This is a genomic window from Pseudomonas sp. 210_17 TE3656, assembly GCF_054821965.1.
Window position 1 is genome coordinate 3,480,849 of sequence record NZ_JBTRBC010000001.1, and the last position, 15,657, is coordinate 3,496,505.

At 60.7% G+C, this 15,657-nt stretch carries 15 protein-coding genes; 6 read left to right on the forward strand and 9 right to left on the reverse strand.

Annotation, left to right across the window (positions count from 1 at the left end; genetic code table 11):
* Positions 1–319: 319 nt before the first annotated feature.
* The 5 genes from ACVI9W_RS16410 to ACVI9W_RS16430 form a co-directional block, all read right to left on the reverse strand.
* Entirely contained in the window at positions 320–697 is a 378-nt protein-coding gene (locus ACVI9W_RS16410) for a hypothetical protein (RefSeq protein WP_461530532.1), read from the reverse strand.
* A complete protein-coding gene (locus tag ACVI9W_RS16415) occupies positions 694–1,671 on the reverse strand; it encodes a hypothetical protein (RefSeq protein WP_461530533.1) in 978 nt (325 codons plus the stop codon). The genes ACVI9W_RS16410 and ACVI9W_RS16415 overlap by 4 nt, the downstream gene beginning before the upstream one ends.
* Before the next feature lie 7 nt (positions 1,672–1,678).
* Positions 1,679–2,167 carry an Hcp family type VI secretion system effector gene (locus ACVI9W_RS16420; RefSeq protein WP_461530534.1) on the reverse strand — a complete coding sequence of 163 codons (489 nt, stop codon included), beginning with the start codon at positions 2,165–2,167 and terminating at the stop codon, positions 1,679–1,681.
* A 66-nt stretch (positions 2,168–2,233) separates the two neighbouring features.
* On the reverse strand, positions 2,234–2,674 hold the full coding sequence (locus ACVI9W_RS16425) for a DUF3077 domain-containing protein (RefSeq protein WP_461530535.1): 441 nt from the start codon (positions 2,672–2,674) through the stop codon (positions 2,234–2,236).
* 76 nt (positions 2,675–2,750) lie between these two features.
* Positions 2,751–2,978 (reverse strand): hypothetical protein, encoded by a 228-nt coding sequence (locus tag ACVI9W_RS16430; RefSeq protein ID WP_461530536.1) that lies wholly within the window; start codon positions 2,976–2,978, stop codon positions 2,751–2,753.
* Positions 2,979–3,379: 401 nt separating this feature from the next.
* On the opposite strand from ACVI9W_RS16430, the gene ACVI9W_RS16435 reads away from it, so the two are divergent.
* The 3 genes from ACVI9W_RS16435 to sorB all read left to right on the forward strand — a co-directional run bounded on the left by ACVI9W_RS16435 (position 3,380) and on the right by sorB (position 6,026).
* Positions 3,380–3,982 (forward strand): transglycosylase SLT domain-containing protein, encoded by a 603-nt coding sequence (locus tag ACVI9W_RS16435; RefSeq protein WP_461530537.1) that lies wholly within the window; start codon positions 3,380–3,382, stop codon positions 3,980–3,982.
* A 147-nt stretch (positions 3,983–4,129) separates the two neighbouring features.
* Positions 4,130–5,368: a SorA family sulfite dehydrogenase catalytic subunit gene (gene sorA, locus ACVI9W_RS16440; RefSeq protein ID WP_461530538.1), complete on the forward strand. Its 1,239-nt coding sequence runs from the start codon at positions 4,130–4,132 to the stop codon at positions 5,366–5,368.
* A 10-nt stretch (positions 5,369–5,378) separates the two neighbouring features.
* Positions 5,379–6,026, forward strand: coding sequence for a SorB family sulfite dehydrogenase c-type cytochrome subunit (sorB, locus tag ACVI9W_RS16445; protein WP_461530539.1), 648 nt, complete (start codon positions 5,379–5,381; stop codon positions 6,024–6,026).
* 71 nt (positions 6,027–6,097) lie between these two features.
* Here sorB and ACVI9W_RS16450 read toward each other — a convergent pair whose 3' ends face one another.
* Entirely contained in the window at positions 6,098–6,874 is a 777-nt protein-coding gene (locus ACVI9W_RS16450) for a TatD family hydrolase (RefSeq protein WP_461530540.1), read from the reverse strand.
* A gap of 2 nt (positions 6,875–6,876) precedes the next feature.
* Positions 6,877–7,872, reverse strand: a complete 996-nt coding sequence (gene cra / locus ACVI9W_RS16455; RefSeq protein WP_461530541.1) for a catabolite repressor/activator — start codon at positions 7,870–7,872, stop codon at positions 6,877–6,879.
* 283 nt (positions 7,873–8,155) lie between these two features.
* Between cra and ptsP the strand changes: the two genes are divergently transcribed.
* Genes ptsP through ACVI9W_RS16470 form a run of 3 tightly spaced genes read left to right on the forward strand, consistent with a single transcriptional unit; the run spans position 8,156 to position 13,698 of the window.
* Entirely contained in the window at positions 8,156–11,014 is a 2,859-nt protein-coding gene (gene ptsP / locus ACVI9W_RS16460) for a phosphoenolpyruvate--protein phosphotransferase (protein WP_461530542.1), read from the forward strand.
* On the forward strand, positions 11,015–11,965 hold the full coding sequence (gene pfkB, locus ACVI9W_RS16465) for a 1-phosphofructokinase (protein ID WP_461530543.1): 951 nt from the start codon (positions 11,015–11,017) through the stop codon (positions 11,963–11,965).
* Positions 11,962–13,698 carry a PTS fructose-like transporter subunit IIB gene (locus tag ACVI9W_RS16470; protein WP_461530544.1) on the forward strand — a complete coding sequence of 579 codons (1,737 nt, stop codon included), beginning with the start codon at positions 11,962–11,964 and terminating at the stop codon, positions 13,696–13,698. Before pfkB ends, ACVI9W_RS16470 begins: the two co-directional genes overlap by 4 nt.
* Here ACVI9W_RS16470 and ACVI9W_RS16475 read toward each other — a convergent pair whose 3' ends face one another.
* On the reverse strand, positions 13,699–13,929 hold the full coding sequence (locus ACVI9W_RS16475) for a DUF3820 family protein (RefSeq protein WP_157191170.1): 231 nt from the start codon (positions 13,927–13,929) through the stop codon (positions 13,699–13,701).
* Between the two features lie 82 nt (positions 13,930–14,011).
* A complete protein-coding gene (locus ACVI9W_RS16480) occupies positions 14,012–15,505 on the reverse strand; it encodes a diguanylate cyclase (RefSeq protein WP_461531839.1) in 1,494 nt (497 codons plus the stop codon).
* Positions 15,506–15,657: the final 152 nt, after the last annotated feature.

Below are 15,657 nucleotides of genomic sequence, written 5' to 3' on the forward strand. Positions count from 1 at the left end.
CCGCAACCGCTCATCGTTTCATTGAGTTTTTTGTCTGTCGCGTGGTGGGCTGGGCGTTTTCATCGAAGCCCGATGCCGACCTGGTGATCAATGCCTTGGACATGGCCTATGAGCAGCGTGGCCAGCGGTCTGGCGCCTGCTGTGGCCGAGGAAAAACTTAACGCAGTGTCCGGAATTAGTTGACCACTACACCTCACCATAAAAAAACTCGCCGAATTACTCACGACCCCATTTTCCTCCTGCCCCAGTCACCAGCTGCAACACCAACCACTCCTCCAGCTTAACAGGAGCTGGTGTTTGATGTTCGTCCTCTCTGTTTTTATGGCTTCAGGTATTGAATATAAGACCCCACCACCATCATGGCTGCAAAAAATATAAAACCTAGACCCCAGGAAATGAACAGGGTTAGTTTCAGTCGTTGTGGAAACTGTCTTGCTTCAGTAATCTCCAAAATGCCCCTTCGGCTACAAATTTCTGGCATTGCCAACACTAACGTAAGGTAGCCGTTGCGCATGGTTTTTCCTATAAAACCGGCATGGGACCACATGGAAATGTTGTCACCCACAAATATGCTTTTAGGCAGGTGGGACTCAGCTTTTTCAGTGTAGGCATGGATAATGTAAATTAACCATATTTCTGTAAGTATCAGGGGGACACCGATAAGGAGACCAATCAGGCCAAGTGGTATCTCGCTCATGGAGTAATTTTTCCATAAATAAATTCGCCCGTAGATTCTCCTAGGTTTCCCCCTATAACTCCACCAGCCCATCCCCCGACAGCACCCCCTACCACGGCGCAAACCAGTGCACCTGGTCCGCCGGAAGCCAATCCCAAGACGACAGTGCAGCCTAGAGTTGCACCAAAACCACCTGCGGAGCCCCCCATAGCGCTCCCCGCCAAGCCAAGAACCAAAGACGATCCCTCAATATATTTGGCCCTTGTGCACTGATCCTCACGCCCGAGCGAACAGGCTTTTTTGATTTCCAATGCAGTGGATGCTATATCCAGAGCTGTACCTATATAAACCCCTTTCTTAATATATTTTGCAGCCCTTGCGACACCTGCGATCTTTTCGGCATAGCCCGAGATCTCACCACTGTTCAAATAGCTTTTTGTAGAGATACCTAGCATCCGCTTCACAGTGCCTTGTTTTTGAAGGCCTGCCCCATAGGAGGCAACATTGTCGAGTTGACCTTCAAGCTTGGCAAAGAGTATGGCGCGCTCAGTGTAAAACTTGTCCCTGGCTGTGATGGATCCTGTGCGTAAGTATTGCTGGTGTAGCTTTTCGATTTCTTCCAATGACGCTTTGATCCCCGCCATGTGCCGGCTCCAGGCATCGCTGACAACTCCAGCACCTAGAGAACCATTGGCAAGTACGCCTTGGAGAAGGTCGAAATTGTCTAGTAAAAAGTCATCACCATCGACTTGGTTCGACAGCAGGCTAAGATGGATTTCGTTCGCCTTGGCCATCAAGTAAGCTTCTTGGCTTGTGCTGGCTGGTGTCGAGGTGTCGCCAATAATCACTAGCTCTCCAGCGATTACCACTGTGCTGGCGATATGACTGTTGAGTGCATCAAATTTACGTGCGGAAACTCCCGTCAAATGCAGGCCCCGCTTCAGAGCTTCAAATGACTGGGTCTTCGAGTTTATAAAAGTTAGTGGCTCAGCCATTTTTGCCTCACGCGTGCTTTTTATTATTGATTCGATCCCAGCCGCCGGTAATATTGCCGCCGCTCGAACCATCACTGCGCTTTTGCTGAATATAAGTAGTTTTGATGCGGCCGTAGTTGAGCTGAACAACCTCTAAAGGAACTCCATTGCCGGCGGTTTGCATGTAGTCTGCAATGATGACTTCCTCTAGAGCTATTTCGAGATATTTAAGTTTGTCGGCTCCCGCCCGGCTAAGGGCCAATGTTACTTTTGCCAAGTGCTCGCCGGCACAACTAGCCTCCAGAATCTTGCAGCTGGATTTGTCTAGAAGTTTGGTAAACGTAAAATTGGTCAGTGTGGTTCGGCCAGACGAAGCGCCGCCGGCGGAGCTAGCCGTAGCTGAGGCGCTCTGGTGAGCACCAAAGCTGTAGCCCGCGATTTCGATCCAGTCGCGGTATTGCTCATCCAAAGCCTCGCCCGGAATGCCTTCAATTTTTATAAATGCGTCAAATGCCATACAGCCTCTCCTTGGTCATTAAAATTGGCAACCACGGGATGAGGCTAGAACTCCATCGGAATCACATCAATAGTAAAAAAGCTGGCGGATAAAGTTTGGGAAATGGACTACAAGGATGTAGCAATTTATGAAGGTTTGGATACCGCAAGTTACAAATTTCTGAAGTCGTGGCTGAGATGATTTATCGTCGTTCCTTAGCTTCTCGATCAGTGCTCGTGCCCCCACCATCATCCCATGCGCCAAATCCTCCACCATCGCCTTGGCCATCCCGCTCAGGTAATGCGCCGCACAAATCATCGCTTCATCCTGCTCAAACAGCACATGCTGTGTAAGTTTGCTCACACAGTTCATTAGCAGCGCCGCTTGCTCCAGAACAAAATCCGCATTGTGCCCAGGCTCAACCCGGAACAGGCGGTCAGCGGCCGTGCCACTCGCGCCTTCTCCGAACACCCCGACGCCAATTGTTTTTAAACCGCTACTGCTGCCTTTAATCGAATCCTCGTTCATCCATTTTCTCCCGGCATGCATATGCCCTAAGCAACCAGCCTTGCCTCAGCAACGCTGGCGCTCGCCTGTGGATAACTCAGTGTTGTGACTGAACTCTGCTCAACGCCACTTCAACCAAACTTCGGGCGTTGTCGATTTCATGCATGGTGGACAAGGTCAGGATCTGACCTGGGGAGCTGGAATGGAGGAGGACTGTTTGCTGCGCCACGGTCATGGCACAGACCAGGTATTCGGAGATCTGGACGAGGATGTCTTCGAGGGATTGGTCAATGTGAAGCGGTGGATCAGGAACGATTTTTAGCATGGTAGCCTCCCAGTGGACGGAGCTGCCACACATCTGCTGTCAAACAAATGGGTGGCAACTGTACGCGGGTTGACAGACCGAACACCGGGGAACTCGGCGCACACGAAGGTGCCCCACGTACAATTGCCATAAAGGTTTGCACATGTTCCGCGATGATATCGGCCTGTCAAAACCGGTCGTTGAAATTGGCAACGACCGGTCGAGACTAGGCCCCTCGCGGGACCACTGCAATGGCTTGAAAGCGGCAGAAGTATGATTCGGAAACGGACTACAGGGAATCGGGAAATTCTGAAGATTCGTTGCGCTGATGCAGGTGACCCTGCCAAGGCACAGGCCATCATAGAGTTCTGCGTTTTATACGAAGGGCAACCAATGCCCTCATTTTTTTGCTGGGGCGATGGATGAAACAAGGGCTGGTTTGGGCACTGATGCTGACGTGTGTGATCTTGACTGGCTGCGCCACCGCGCCACCCAGGGATCAGAACAATCTCTGCAATATCTTCCGCCAATACCCTGACTGGTACGAAGACTCGCTGGAGATGCAGGAAAAGTACGGCACGCCGCAACACGTGGCGATGGCGATCATGAAGCAGGAAAGCAGCTTTATTCACGATGCACTGCCGCCGCGTGATTACCTGTTGTGGGTAATTCCCTGGGGGCGCGTGAGCTCGGCCTATGGTTATGCACAAGCCCAGGACCCGGTCTGGGGTGAGTACAAAAACGGCACCGGCAATGGCGGCTCGCGGGACAACTTCGATGACGCGATGATGTTCATTGGCTGGTACACCGACGGCACGCAAAAACAGCTGGGGATCTCCAAGTGGGATACCTACAATCAGTACCTGGCTTACCACGAGGGGCGCGGTGGTTTCAGTCGTGGGACCTATCGCAGCAAGCCGTGGCTGATGCAGGTGGCGCGCAAGGTCGAGCAGCAGTCGAAGGTCTATGGTGCGCAGCTCAAGCAGTGCCGCGCAGAGCTGGAGGAAGACACCGGCTGGTTCTGATCTGACCTCCCGTCTGTCATCAATTGCCAAGCCGCTGACGCTCAATGAAAAGCAGCGAATCCGCTGGTGACGATACTGAAAGGCGCTAGAAAAACTGGCAGGGCGCTGTCAGTTGCCTTTCAGGAACGCCATCACAGGGAGCGCGGCATGAAGTTCAGCTTTTTAGGTAGCAACAACCTTGGCCGTCGACGTGTTCTGCGCGATGCCTTTGCCCTGGCGGTGGCAGCTTCGCCGTTGGCGAACCTGGCCAAGGCTGACGAAAACGCTGAAGAGGTGACCTTCGCGGCCGGCCCACGGCCGCTGGTGCAATACCCACAGAAGCGCCCGCTGACCCTGGTGAGCACCCGCCCGCCGCACCTTGAAACGCCATTCGCAGTCTTCAACGAAGGGCCGATCACGCCCAATGACGCGTTTTTTGTCCGCTACCATCTGGCTAATTTCCCTACCAGCATCGACCCGGACAGCTACAGGCTGACGATCAAGGGCTTGGTCAACACCCCGCTGTCACTGTCCCTGAAAGAACTCAAAGCCCTTGCCGAGCCTGTCGAGGTGGTGGCGGTCAATCAGTGTTCAGGCAACAGCCGCGGCTTCTCGATGCCGCGGGTGTTCGGCGCGCAACTGGGCAATGGCTCGATGGGCAATGCACGCTGGCTGGGGGTACCGCTCAAGGCGGTCTTGGAAAAGGCCGGGGTAAACGCTGCGGCCCGGCAAGTGACTTTCCGTGGCCTCGACAAGCCGGTACTGGCAAGCACGCCGGAGTTCATCAAGGCCCTGGACATCGGTCATGCCATGAACGGCGAGCCGATGATCGCCTGGGCGATGAATGGCAGCGACCTGCCATTTCTCAACGGTTACCCGATCCGTCTGGTGGTGCCGGGTTATTTCGGCACGTACTGGGTCAAGCACCTGAGTGAGATCGAGGTGCTGGACCACACCTACGACGGCTTTTTCATGGCCAAGGGATACCAGGTTCCGGACAACGATTGCTTGTGTATCGCGCCCGGTACCACGGCGGCAAAAACCCGGCCGATTTCCACATTGCCGGTGCGCAGCTTCATTACCAGCGTCAAACATGGCGATGTGTTGCCGCTTAATAAGCGTGTGTTGCTCAAGGGCATCGCATTCGACGGTGGTGCCGGCGTCAACAAGGTGGAGGTTTCGGTTGACGGGGGGCGGCATTGGCGTAAGGCCACGCTGGGTGAGGATCTGGGGCGTTTCTCGTTCCGTGAGTGGGCGCTGCCGATCAGCTTTGGCAGCCAAGGCGCCATTCAACTGATGGTGCGCGCCAGTAACGCTGCGGGCGAGACACAGCCGTTACGAGCCGACTGGAACCCCGGCGGCTATCGCCGTCACGTCGTCGAAACCACCCACGTGACCGTCGCCTGAGGAAGCCTGCATGAGCCAGATGAAACGCATGACCACGTTACTGTGCGCGGTTCAGGTTTGTTGGGTCGCGATGCTTGAGGCCGCGCCGTTGTCGATCACCTTGCCGGCGGAAACGGCGGTGTTCAAGGCCAATGCGCTACCGGGCTACGCCTTGGCCCAGCAGAAATGTTCCACCTGTCATTCTGCCGATTACATCAGCTTCCAGCCGCCGGGCATGAACCTGGCGCAATGGACGGCCGAAGCCGGAAAGATGCAGAAAGTGTATGGCGCGCCGATCAGCGATCAGGATGTGAGCATCATTGGTGCTTACCTGGCGGCAACCTACGGCAGTGCCCAGGCGAGCGATGCCGACGTGCAGGCGGCCTCGTATCCGGCGCCGGGCAAACCCTCGTCAGCGCAGGGGGCAAAGGTCGATGCCATGGCCTTGTTGCAGAACAATGCTTGCCTGTCTTGTCATGCGCTTGATCACAAGGTGGTAGGGCCGGCGTACCGCGATGTGGCGGCCAAGTATGCCAACGATGCGCAGGCATTGGCCAAGGTGACGTTGAGCATTCAGCAGGGTGGTACGGGGAGATGGGGGAGTGTTCCAATGCCGCCGTTTGCGCAATTGAGCCAGGATGATCTGCAGGCCATGGCAGCTTTCATATTGCAGCAGTAAGTCTTGCAGCAGTATCACTGGCAATGGCAGCTGCCACGCTAAGGTATGTCCTGGAAGCAGGGCATGCCTCACTACCAACCAAACAACTCACACGCATTGCGCGTACTCACCTCAGCCAACCGCTCCACCTCAATTCCGATCACCGCTGCCAGCGCGGTAGCAATCTGCGGCAAATGCTCAGGGCTGTTGCGCTGCCCGGCATACATCACCGGCGCCATATCCGGCGCATCGGTTTCCAGCACCAGGCTTTCCAGCGGCAACTGCGGCAGCACCTTGTGCAAGCGCAGGGCTTGCGGCCAGGTGGCGGCACCGCCCAAACCCAGTTTGAACCCGAGCTTGTGATATTCGCGGGCTTCTTCAAAGCTGCCCGCGAATGCGTGAATGATGCCGCCGCGCGCAAGTTTGTAACGCTTGAGCGTGGCAATCACCGCGGCATGACTGCGGCGCACATGCAGCAGGGCGGGCAGATTGAAGTCGACGGCCAGTTGCAGTTGGGCTTCGAACCAGTGTTGCTGGCGCTCGCGATCCAGTTCCGGCAGGTAGTAGTCGAGGCCGAATTCGCCGACGGCGCACAGCTGGCGATCGCCATGCAGGCGGGTCAGCCAGTCGCCCAGTTCACGCAAGTGCTCCGGGCGGTGCTGGTCGAGATAGACCGGGTGGAGGCCGAAAGCGGCGTACAGGTGCGGGTCGCTGCGCACCAGGTCCCACACCCGCTGCCAGTTGTCCTGGTATACACCGAGTACCACCATGCGCTCGACACCCGCGGCCCTGGCGTTGGCCAGCAGGGCCGTACGGTCAGGATCGAAATCCGGAAAATCCAGATGGGTGTGGGTGTCGATCAGGCGCATGGTCAGGCCTTGATGATTCGCTGTTTGAAGGTTCGACCGACGGCGTGTACGCCAGGTTCGTAGTGCTTTTCTTCAACTGCAGCCAGGGCCAGTTTCAGGGCGATTTCCGCCATCACGCCGTGTTGCTGGGCCATGGCATTGACCGGCAGCGGCAAAAAGTCGAGCAGCTGGTTATCACCGAAGGTGCCCAGTTGCAGGCTGCGCGAATCGGCCGGGCGCGCCTGCAGGACGTCGAACACGCCTTGCAGCAGCACGTAGGAGGTGGTGACCAGGGCATCCGGCAAACCGCCCAGCTCGGCGATCAGTTCGTTCATCAAGCGCTGGCCGCACTCGCGGCTGAAGGCTTCGCCCTGGTAGCGGCTGACGTTGCCGGTAAAGTCTTGCAGCGCTTCATCGAAACCACCGGCCCGCGCCTGGCTGACGCTGAGCTCTGGCCGCGCACCGATCAGGGCGATGTGCGCGGGCTTGGTGGCGAGCAGGCTGCGGGTCAGTTGCAGGCTGGCGTTGCGGTCGTCGCTGACCACCGAGCAGAAATGCGCCGGGTCCAGGCTACGGTCGATGGCGATGATCGGCAGGCCCTTGGCTTGCAGCTGGCGATAGCTGTCGTCACCGGCCGGCAGGCAGCTGGCGACAAACAGCGCATCGCAGCGGCGGGCCCGGAACAGCTGCTGCAACTGGCGCTCGCTTTCGGGCTGGTCGTCGCTGCTGGCGATCAGCAGTTGGTAACCCTTGGCCCGGGCGCCTTGTTCCAGTTGTTTGGCAATACGTGCGTAGCTGGGGTTCTCCAGATCCGGGAGAATGAACCCCAAGGTCTTGGTGTGACGGCTACGCAAGCCGGCAGCCTGCGGGTTGGGGGTGAAGCCATGGGCTTCGACCACCGCACGCACACGCTCCACCGTGCTGCTGCTGATGCGTTGCTGTTCGGCCTTGCCGTTGATGACGTAGCTGGCAGTCGTTACGGACACACCGGCCAGTCGGGCGATATCGCTGAGTTTCACCGCAAATTCCTTGTTATACCGGGGCTGCTTGCACAGCCTGACCGGGAATTGTCGCCGATTCTTTAATCAGGGCGCAGACGACCATTGTCGCAATTGTCCGACAAGATGGGGCTTCATTGATCGAAGATTATCGAGTAACGTGCTCACAATTCCAGATTAAACGTTTCAGCAGGCGATTTCTCTGCCGAACCACCGCCTGCCAAGGGCTGATAGCAACTGGCCCTATGCTGAAAAATTCACAACAATACCTCAGCACCCGCCTGGTGCTGCAAAGGAGAAGGTCATGCTCGAGCTCACTGTAGAGCAGATATCCATGGGCCAGTCGGCTGTGGATAAGTCGGCGGCGCTGCAGCTTATGGCCGAGCACCTGGTCAGCGATGGCCTGGTTGCCGACGGCTACCTGGATGGCCTGCAGGCCCGCGAGGCGCAGGGTTCGACCTTTCTCGGCCAGGGTATTGCGATCCCCCATGGCACCCCGGAAACCCGCGATCAGGTGTTTACCACCGGCGTGCGTCTGTTGCAGTTCCCCGAGGGCGTGGACTGGGGCGATGGCCATAAGGTGTACCTGGCCATCGGTATCGCCGCACGCTCCGATGAGCACCTGCGCTTGCTGCAACTGCTGACCCGCGCTCTGGGTGAAACCGACCTGGCCGAGGCGCTGCGTCGGGCCAGTTCTGCCGAGGCGCTGCTCAAGTTGCTGCAAGGCGCACCGCAAGAGCTGGCGCTGGATGCGCAGATGATCGGCCTGGGCGTGGCGGCTGAAGATTTCGACGAGTTGGTCTGGCGCGCGGCGCGCCTGCTGCACCGCGCCGAGTGCGTCAGCGCTGGTTTTGCCGGGGTGCTGCAGCAGGTCGAGCCGCTGCCGCTGGGCGAAGGCCTGTGGTGGCTGCACAGCCAGCAGGCCGTGCGTCAGCCCGGGCTGGCCTTTGTCACCCCGCAGCTACCGTTGCGTTATCGCGACCAGCCCCTGCACGGGGTGTTCTGCCTCGCTAGCCTTGGCGAAGCCCATCAGGCTTTGCTTGAGCGCTTGTGCACGCTGCTGATCGAAGGCCGCGGTCAGGAACTGTGCCGCGCCACCAATAGCCGCGCGGTGCTCGAAGTGCTGGGCGGTGAAGTGCCGGCGGATTGGCCCAGTGCGCGCATCGGCCTGGCCAACGCCCATGGCTTGCATGCGCGGCCGGCCAAGGAGCTGGCGCAACTGGCCAAGGCGTTTGACGGTGAAATTCGTGTGCGTGTGGTCGACAGCGGCCAGGCGGCCGTTTCGGCCAAGAGCCTGAGCAAGCTGCTCAGCCTCGGTGCCCGGCGTGGTCAGGTGCTGGAAATCATCGCTGAACCTAACGTGGCCGCCGATGCGCTGCCGGCCTTGCTGGCGGCGATTGAAGCGGGGCTGGGAGAGGAAGTCGAGGCACTGGCCGTGGCGGCCGAAGCCGCGCCTGAAATACTCCCGGAGCCTGAGCTTCAGGCGCCATCGCCGGGTGCGGTGATCCACGGCGTGGCTGCCGCGCCAGGGATTGCCAGCGGCCCGGCGCATATTCAGGTGCTGCGTGAGTTCGACTATCCGCTGCGCGGTGAGTCGCTGCCCATCGAGCGCCAGCGCCTGCAGCAGGCGCTGGCGGCGGTCAATGCCGAGATCGGCGCGCTGATCCAGCGCAGCCAGGCCAAGGCCATCGGCGAAATTTTCATCACCCACCAGGAAATGCTCGCCGACCCCGAACTGAGTGACGAAGTCGATCAGCGTCTGCGCCAGGGCGAAAGTGCCCCGGCGGCGTGGATGGCGGTGATCGACAGCGCGGCGCGCCAGCAGGAGGCGTTGCACGATGCCTTGCTCGCCGAGCGTGCTGCCGACTTGCGCGACATTGGTCGGCGGGTGCTGGCCCAGCTCTGTGGTGAGGCGGACATCCCGGCGCCGGAGCAACCCTACGTGCTGGTGATGGAGGAGGTCGGCCCGTCGGATGTGGCGCGGCTGGATCCGGCACGTGTCGCCGGGATTCTCACCGCCCGTGGCGGCGCGACGGCGCACAGTGCCATCGTCGCCCGCGCCCTGGGTATTCCGGCAGTGGTCGGCGCGGGCGATGCGGTGTTACTGATCGCCTCGGGGACCGCGCTGTTGCTCGATGGTCAGCGTGGTCGCCTGCACGTCGCGCCGCCTGCCGATGAACTACAGCGCGCCCTGGCCGAACGCGATCGCCGCGAGCAACGCCTGCAACTGGCCCGCGCCCATCGCCTGGAACCGGCGCTGACCCGTGACGGGCATGCCATCGAAGTGTTCGCCAACATTGGCGACAGCAAGGGCATCGAGGCGGTGGTTGATCATGGCGCCGAAGGCGTCGGCCTGCTACGTACCGAGCTGATTTTCATGGCCCACCAGCAGGCCCCCGACGAAGCGCTGCAAGAGGCCGAGTACCGTCGTGTCCTCGACGGTCTCGGCGGTCGGCCACTGGTGGTGCGTACTCTGGATGTGGGTGGCGACAAGCCGCTGCCTTACTGGCCGATCGCCAAGGAAGAAAACCCCTTCCTCGGCGTGCGCGGCATTCGTCTGACCCTGCAACGCCCACAGGTGATGGAGAGCCAGTTGCGCGCCTTGCTGCGTGCGGCGGGTGATCGGCCGTTGCGGATCATGTTCCCCATGGTCGGCCAGCTTGAAGAATGGCAACAGGCACGGGCGATGGTCGAACGCCTGCGCGAAGAAATCAGCGTCAGCGACCTGCAGCTGGGGATCATGATCGAGGTGCCTTCGGCGGCTTTACTCGCCCCGGTGCTGGCCCGCGAAGTGGATTTCTTCAGCATCGGCACCAACGACCTGACCCAATACACCCTGGCCATCGACCGTGGCCATCCGAGCCTGTCGGCCCAGGCCGACGGCCTGCACCCGGCGGTGCTGCAATTGATCGACATGACCGTGCGTGCCGCCCATGCCCATGGCAAGTGGGTAGGGGTGTGCGGCGAGCTGGCGGCTGACCCGCAGGCGGTCGCCGTGCTGCTGGGGCTGGGCGTCGATGAGCTGAGCGTTGCTGCGCGCAGCATTGCCGAGGTCAAGGCCCTGGTCCGCGAACTGAACTATGAACACGCCCGGCAGCTTGCTCAGCAAGCCCTGCTGCAGGGCAGTGCCAGCGCCGTACGGGCGCTGGTGGAGAACGATTGAATGGCCAAGATACTCACCCTGACCCTCAACCCGGCGCTGGACCTGACCGTCAGCCTCGATGCCCTGCGCAGCGGCCAGGTCAACCGCAGCCAGGCCCAGCACAGCCATGCGGCGGGCAAGGGCCTGAATGTTGCGCAAGTGCTGGCGGACCTTGGCCATAGCGTCACCGTCGGTGGATTTCTCGGCGCCGGCAATCTGCAGCCTTTTGAGGATCTGATCGCCCGGCGTGGCTTCGCCGACTGCTTTGTTCGCGTACCGGGCGAGACCCGCTGCAATATCAAGCTGGTGGAGGCCGATGGCCGCGTGACCGACATCAACGGGCCGGGGCCTGAGATTAGCGAGCAAGCCTGTGAGCAACTGCTGGCCAAGTTGACGCATATCGCGCCCGGCCATGATGCGGTGGTGGTGGCCGGTAGTCTGCCGCGCGGCATCAGCCCGCAATGGTTGCGGCAACTGCTGGATCAGCTCAAGGCCATGGACCTGAAGGTCGCTTTGGATAGCAGCGGCGAAGCCCTGCGCGCGGGACTGCAAAGCGCGCCCTGGCTGGTCAAACCCAACACCGACGAGCTCGGCGAATTGCTCGGTAGCAGCGTGCACAGTTTTGCCGAACAACAACTGGCCGCCCGCCAACTGATCGCGCAAGGTGTCGAGCATGTGGTGGTGTCCCAGGGCGAGCATGGGGTCAATTGGTTCCAGCACAGCCGCGTGCTCACGGCCGTGCCGCCAACGGTCAAGGTGGCCAGCACGGTGGGTGCCGGTGACTCGTTGCTGGCAGGCATGGTCCATGGCCTGCTCGGCGCTGGTTCAGCGCCGCAGACCTTGCGCCTGGCCACGGCGATCGCCGCCCAGGCGGTGACCCAGATCGGTTTTGGCATCAACGACCGGGCGCAGCTGGCGCAACTGCAGCACGACGTGCGCCTGGGCGAAGAACAACAAGAGGGTTGCAGATGAACATTGCCATCGTCACCGCCTGCCCCAACGGCCAGGTTTCCAGTGTGCTCAGTGCGCGTCTGCTGGAAGCTGCCGCGCAACGTCTGGGCTGGAGCACCAGTGTTGAAGTGCATGATCCGCGGCAACCCCAGGGGCAATTGTCGGCGGCGGTGATCGCTGCCGCCGACTGGGTGCTGGTGGTCAGCAGCGGTCCGCTGGACTTGCAGCGTTTTGCCGGTAAGCGCCTGTTCCAGAGCACGCCGGCCCAGGCCTTGAGCGATACCCAGCACTTTCTCTGTCAGGCAGCGGAACAGGCTGAGGTTTATCAGCCGGTCGCAGAAGCGCCATCGACCCCTGTCGAGCGCAGCGCCAGGATCGTCGCCATCACGGCCTGTCCGACCGGCGTCGCACATACCTTTATGGCCGCCGAGGCGCTGCAGCAGGCGGCGCAGCAACTGGGCCATCAACTCACTGTCGAGACCCAGGGCTCGGTCGGTGCGCGCAATCCACTGACGCCTGCCGCGATTGCCGAGGCCGATGTGGTGCTGCTGGCCGCCGATATCGAGGTGCCTACCGAGCGTTTTGCCGGTAAACGCATCTATCGCTGCGGTACCGGCGTGGCGTTGAAACAGGCTCAGGCTACGTTGAACAAAGCCCTGGCCGAAGGCCGCGAGGAGTCAACCGCGCAAAGCGCTGACAGCAGTACGACCCGCAGCGAGAAAACCGGGGTGTACAAGCACCTGCTCACCGGGGTCTCGTTCATGCTGCCGATGGTGGTGGCGGGCGGTTTGCTGATCGCTTTGTCCTTCGTGTTCGGGATTGAGGCCTTTAAGGAGCCGGGCACCTTGCCGGCCGCGCTGATGCAGATCGGTGGCGAAGCGGCGTTCAAACTGATGGTGCCGTTGCTCGCCGGTTACATCGCCTACTCGATTGCCGACCGTCCCGGGCTGGCGCCGGGGATGATCGGTGGCTTGCTGGCCAGTACCCTGGGCGCCGGGTTTATCGGTGGCATCGTCGCCGGTTTTCTCGCCGGTTACAGCGCCAAGGCGATCAGCCGCTGGGTGCGTTTGCCCAGCAGCCTGGAGGCGCTCAAACCGATCCTGATCATTCCGTTGCTGGCCAGCCTGTTCACCGGCCTGGTGATGATTTATGTGGTCGGCAAACCGGTGGCCGGGATGCTCGAAGGGCTGACGCATTTTCTCGATAGCATGGGCACCACCAACGCGATCCTCCTCGGTGTGCTGCTCGGCGGGATGATGTGCGTGGACCTCGGTGGCCCGATCAACAAGGCTGCCTATGCCTTCTCGGTGGGCCTGCTGGCGTCGCAGAGCTATGCCCCGATGGCCGCCACCATGGCCGCCGGCATGGTGCCGCCGATTGGCCTTGGTATCGCCAGTTTCATTGCCCGGCGCAAGTTTGCCCAAAGCGAGCGTGAAGCCGGCAAGGCGGCCTTTGTGCTGGGCTTGTGCTTCATCTCGGAGGGGGCGATCCCGTTTGCGGCCAAGGATCCGCTGCGGGTGATTCCGGCGAGTATCGCCGGTGGTGCGTTGACCGGCGCGCTGTCGATGTACTTCGGCTGCAAGCTGATGGCGCCGCATGGCGGGCTGTTCGTCATGCTGATTCCCAACGCCATCAACCATGCGTTGCTGTACTTGCTGGCGATCCTTGCGGGTAGCCTGCTGACGGCACTGGTCTATGCCGTGCTCAAGCGCAGCGAAGTGGTGGAACTGGCGGTGCAGCCGGTCAAGGCTTGATCAGGGGCGGCGGCGCGGGTGCTTCTTGCGCAGGGGCACCAGCAGCTCGCCCAGGCCGTTGTGGTCGATCTCGTGCATCAACGCCAGCAAGCCACCCAGCTCACCTTTGGGAAAGCCCTGGCGGGCGAACCAGGCCAGGTAATGACCCGGCAGATCGGCGATCAGCCGGCCCTGGTATTTGCCGAACGGCATTTCACGGGTGACCAGCAGTTCAAGTGTCTCGGGATTCATGCAATGTGGTTCTGAACGGGAAGCTTTGACCATACAGGCAATCGGCTTGAAGGCCAATCGAGCAGGGGGCGTTGTTCACACCCTAACTCGCGGTTTCCACCCGGTTGCGCCCGTTGCGCTTGGCGCTGTAGAGCGCGTCGTCGGCACTGCCCAGCAAAGCTGGCAGATCGTGCTCGGCGTCTGGCGTGTAACAGCCGATGCCGATACTGACCGTGACCGGCTGGGTGTCGTCGCCGAACGGCGGCAGCGCCTCGACACTGCGGCGAATGCGTTCAGCCAGCACCTGTGCGCCATGGCGCTCGGTCTCGGGCAAGACCACCAGAAACTCCTCGCCACCGTAGCGCGCTGCCAAGTCGGCTGGGCGGCGAATGCTGCGGGCAATGGCTGCGGCAACCTTGCGCAAGGCTTCGTCGCCGCCCTGGTGACCATGACGTTCGTTGAACGCCTTGAAGTGATCGACATCGACCATCAATACCGCCAGCGGGCGGTGGTTGCGCTGGGCCCGTGACCATTCGCGGCGCAGCACCTGATCGAGCTGGCGGCGGTTGGCAAGGCCGGTGAGGCTGTCGGTGGCGGCAAGCTCGGCCAGATCCTGTTCAGCACATTGCCGACGGCGTAGCTCACGGCCCAGCAGCAGCGTCAGCCAGAGGATACCGATGCACAGCACACCAGTGGCGCAGCTGACCAGCAAGGCCGTGCGCCGCCAGGATTCGAACACTTCATCGCTTGAGCGCGCCACGACGACGATCAGCGGCAGGTCGGCGACCCGTGCGAAGGTGTACAGCCTGGCTTTGCCGGTACGCCCGGAGTTGCCGGCGAAGCTACCGCTGCCGTCGGCCATCAGGCGTTTGAAGTTGGGGCGGTCGGCGAAGTTGGCGCCGATCAGCGCGTCTTCGGCGATGTTCGATTGCCGGGCGAGCAAAACGCCGTCGGTGTTCATCAGGTTGATGCTGCTGTCACTGCCGATATCCAGGCGCTTGAACAGATCGGTGAAGTACGAAAGACGCAGGGCGCCGGCGGCGACCCCGGCAAACTCGCCGTTGGCAGCGGAAATGCGCCGGCTGAAACTGATGCACCAGTCCAGGTCGCCCAGGCGCGCTTTGAACGGCGGGCTGATGACCATGCCCAGGTCGGCATTCTGGCGATGGGCCTGGAACACTTTGCTGTCGGCGAAGTTGGCCTGGCGCGGGGGAACACTGGTGGAGTCGGCCAGTACATTGCCCTGCGCATCGAGCCAGAGCATGTCGCCGCGTACCGGCATGGCGAAGGCCTGGTTGAACAGGATATTTTGCCGCAGGGTCGGTGACAGGGATTTCAGATCAGGCTGTTGTACGGCCCAGATCAAGCCGCGCAGGGACAGGTCGTAGAGTTCGACATTGCGCTGGATGTCACTTTCGATCAGCTGGACGATATTGCTCGCCGCACGGCTGGCGCTCTGCTCGACGTTAATGCGTTCGCGCAGTACCAGGTAGCTGACAATGGCCACGATAGCGAGCACCGCAAGGCAACTGCCCAGGTTCAGGATCAGCTCCGGATGAGACTTGTACAGGGCGGATCGCTGGGATCGGGAGGGCAAAGTCATGGTCGCTGTAGCCGAAGACCGTCAGAAGAGTCGCGGCGTGGTTACGCGACGGCGCGGTATTCTAGGGGCCACAGGATTGTCGAACAAGAACTTTGCTAGCGAACCGACGGAAAGAGCTGGCTAGAGCGCCAGCTCTTGTTCGCGCA